A 2,546-nucleotide genomic window follows, 5' to 3' on the forward strand; every position below is an offset into this window, starting at 1 on the left:
GTGAATTAACCATATCAGAAAGGGGGTCTTTTTTCATCACCTAATGGGTGATGAAGCAGATTACTTTAAAGACTATTAAATCAATGTTAGGAAAGACTATTAGTAAAACTATGAATTATTCAGGATTAGTGTTAATGATGAAATATGTCATGGTTTTCCTTTAGATTACATTCTTCAAAATGGGGATGTCGTCAAAATCGACTTCTGTGTTGATCTAAATGGAGCAATTTCAGATAGTTGTTGGAAACAGACTGAGAGATATTAGTCATGCGATTCAAACACATGCGGTGTCACATGGTTATGGTGTGGCCAGAGATTTTTTGGCTCATCGTATTAGACCTTCGATTCACGAAGAACCAAACTTTCCGCATTATGAATTACCAGGACGTGGCTTATGCCTCGAAGAAGGTATCACCATTACTATTGAACCTATGATTACAACTGGTACATGGCAAGTTAAGATGGACTCTAACGGTTGGACTGCACGTACCCGAGATGGGAGCTACTGTGCTCAATATGAGCATTCTATTGCGATTACAAAAGATGGTCCTGTCATTATGACACTCCAAACAAATTAAAAAAGCATTGAATTTGCTCCTCTATTAGAGTGAATTCAATGCTTTTAATAATTTTATTTGAACATATCCAAGACGTTGTCTAATAAACCATCATCCTCTTGTTTTGTATCCGTTGTACCTTTAGACGAATCGTTACCGAATAAGCCACCTAATATTCCACCTATATCGAAAGAATTTGAATTATTTTTACTATAATTTTTAACCGAATTAGATAGTTGTCCTAGAATGCTTCCTGTTTCTTGTTGAACTCCCGTGTTATCTAAGTTCTTTTCCTTTTTACGGTCAGCAAAATATTTCATCACGATGGGTGCTAAAAGCACTAAAACTTTTTTCACATCTGAAGATGACAAACCAACTGTATTTGAGATGCGGTTTGTTACCCCGTCTTTGTTTCCGAAAATATGACCTAAGATATTGTCCCCATCTTGTGGATCTACTTCACTCGACAATTGCTTAATTGATTGATACTGGTCGACATCTTCATGTTGTTTTAAGGCAGAGTTAAAATCTTCATTTCCGGCTTTGTCATTCGTATTGCGATTGATTCCTTGAAGAATCGCTGGCAGTCCTAAAGCAGCTACCTTACTAAAGTCAGATGTACTTAATCCTGCGCGATTTGCCAATGTTTCTTGCTCTTCACTTTGATCATTTGAGACAAACATATCAAACAAATTTGTAGCTTGATCGAATAAACCCATATCCATTCTCCTCTTATATTAATTTGACTTAATTATATGACAAAACTACGATTGAAGCTAATATAATACACTGTGACACTAGAATCTCCACTCAAAATAACTGAAGAAACAAAAAAAACACATTCCTACCGAAGTAAGAATATGCTTAAAGTATGCTGGCTAAAGGAGTTGAACCCTCGACCCTCTGATTACAAATCAGATGCTCTACCAACTGAGCTAAGCCGGCTTGTTAATTATTAACTAATCACTATCGAAACTGTATTTAAGCTGTATCAAAAGCGTGGTACGATGGAAAATTGTATCAAAGAAATCAAGAATGGGTTTTCCTTTGATAAGACCGACAGCTCAACTTATGTGGCGAATCAAGCTCGAATGATGATGAGTTGTATCGCCTACAATTTGGTCCATCTCATGAAAGAAGCGACCTTTCCAAAGGAAATGAAACGGTCGACCATTTCAACAATTCGTTTCAAACTCTTTCATATTGCAGGAAGGCTAACGAGTCATGCCAGGCAACTAAGAGTTCGTTTGGCATCATCTCACGTATTTGATTCCCTCTTTTGGGAAGTGCTTGAGAATATTCAATCGCTTGTCCTCTTGCATTAGCTTTTTGAATGAGTAAGACGTCTTTTTTTAAGTAGTGTAAAACCAAGGGGGTGGTATCCCCTTTTTTTGGGCGAGCCTATCAAAATCTGCCTGAACCGACTTTATTCGAGCCAGTCAAGACAACAAAAATACTCAAATGAACGAAAATAGTCAGTGAAATAGTTATCCACAGATAGCTATGAATTATTCAGGTTACTTTGTGTTTTAATTTTTTGAAAATTGTCTAAAATATCTTCTCTGATATATGTTTTTTCTGAAGTATCACGTAAATTCACATATTCAATTATTTTCTGCTTAAAGTAATTTATTTGAGTTGTTTTTTTCATCGAAAATCTCCTTTTGATGTATACCAATATTAATATTTTATATAAGAGTGAGGTGTATCTATTTTTTTATCGTAGCAAATTTGCCTTCCATTACTAATACATAAGGTTAGGAAGCTTCATGTATTAGGGCACTGAAAATAATAATGGCGATCACACCCCAAAAGTTAGAGTAAACAAGCTAGCTCTTGCTACTGAAACCATTTCTTTAAAGCTTAAATTGTCAAATTAAGTGCAACACAGTTTTATAAAAGATTTCATAAGGTGTTTTCCAATTCAAACATTTTTTGGGACGTGTATTTAATTTCGTTGCCCAACCTTGTATCTCTTCATCAGTTGCA

Annotated in this window: 2 protein-coding genes, 1 tRNA gene and 3 pseudogenes; 2 read left to right on the forward strand and 4 right to left on the reverse strand. The window is 35.5% G+C overall.

Features of this window, described 5'->3' with window-relative positions; genetic code table 11:
• Positions 1-124: 124 nt before the first annotated feature.
• A pseudogene (locus ACEN33_RS12070) lies at positions 125-578 on the forward strand (M24 family metallopeptidase); the annotation flags it as partial.
• 53 nt (positions 579-631) lie between these two features.
• On the opposite strand, the gene ACEN33_RS12075 reads toward ACEN33_RS12070, so the two are convergent.
• Positions 632-1,276, reverse strand: a complete 645-nt coding sequence (locus tag ACEN33_RS12075; RefSeq protein WP_407090464.1) for a DUF937 domain-containing protein — start codon at positions 1,274-1,276, stop codon at positions 632-634.
• A 153-nt stretch (positions 1,277-1,429) separates the two neighbouring features.
• Positions 1,430-1,502: transfer RNA gene (locus tag ACEN33_RS12080), tRNA-Thr, on the reverse strand.
• Positions 1,503-1,537: 35 nt separating this feature from the next.
• On the opposite strand from ACEN33_RS12080, the pseudogene ACEN33_RS12085 reads away from it, so the two are divergent.
• Positions 1,538-1,882: pseudogene (locus ACEN33_RS12085) on the forward strand (transposase); the annotation flags it as partial.
• A 176-nt stretch (positions 1,883-2,058) separates the two neighbouring features.
• On the opposite strand, the gene ACEN33_RS12090 reads toward ACEN33_RS12085, so the two are convergent.
• Complete coding sequence (locus tag ACEN33_RS12090) at positions 2,059-2,208, reverse strand: hypothetical protein (RefSeq protein WP_407090463.1); 150 nt, start codon at positions 2,206-2,208, stop codon at positions 2,059-2,061.
• A gap of 220 nt (positions 2,209-2,428) precedes the next feature.
• A pseudogene (locus ACEN33_RS12095) lies at positions 2,429-2,546 on the reverse strand (IS30 family transposase); the annotation flags it as partial.

Source organism: Ruoffia sp. FAM 24228, assembly GCF_045528575.1.
Lineage (GTDB): Bacteria > Bacillota > Bacilli > Lactobacillales > Aerococcaceae > Ruoffia > Ruoffia halotolerans.

Excerpts from the sequence above, each read along its gene's own strand:
- ACEN33_RS12075 (WP_407090464.1), bottom strand. The coding sequence starts at position 1,276 with ATGGGTTTATTCGATCAAGCTACAAATTTGTTTGATATGTTTGTCTCA.
- ACEN33_RS12090 (WP_407090463.1), bottom strand. The coding sequence starts at position 2,208 with ATGAAAAAAACAACTCAAATAAATTACTTTAAGCAGAAAATAATTGAA.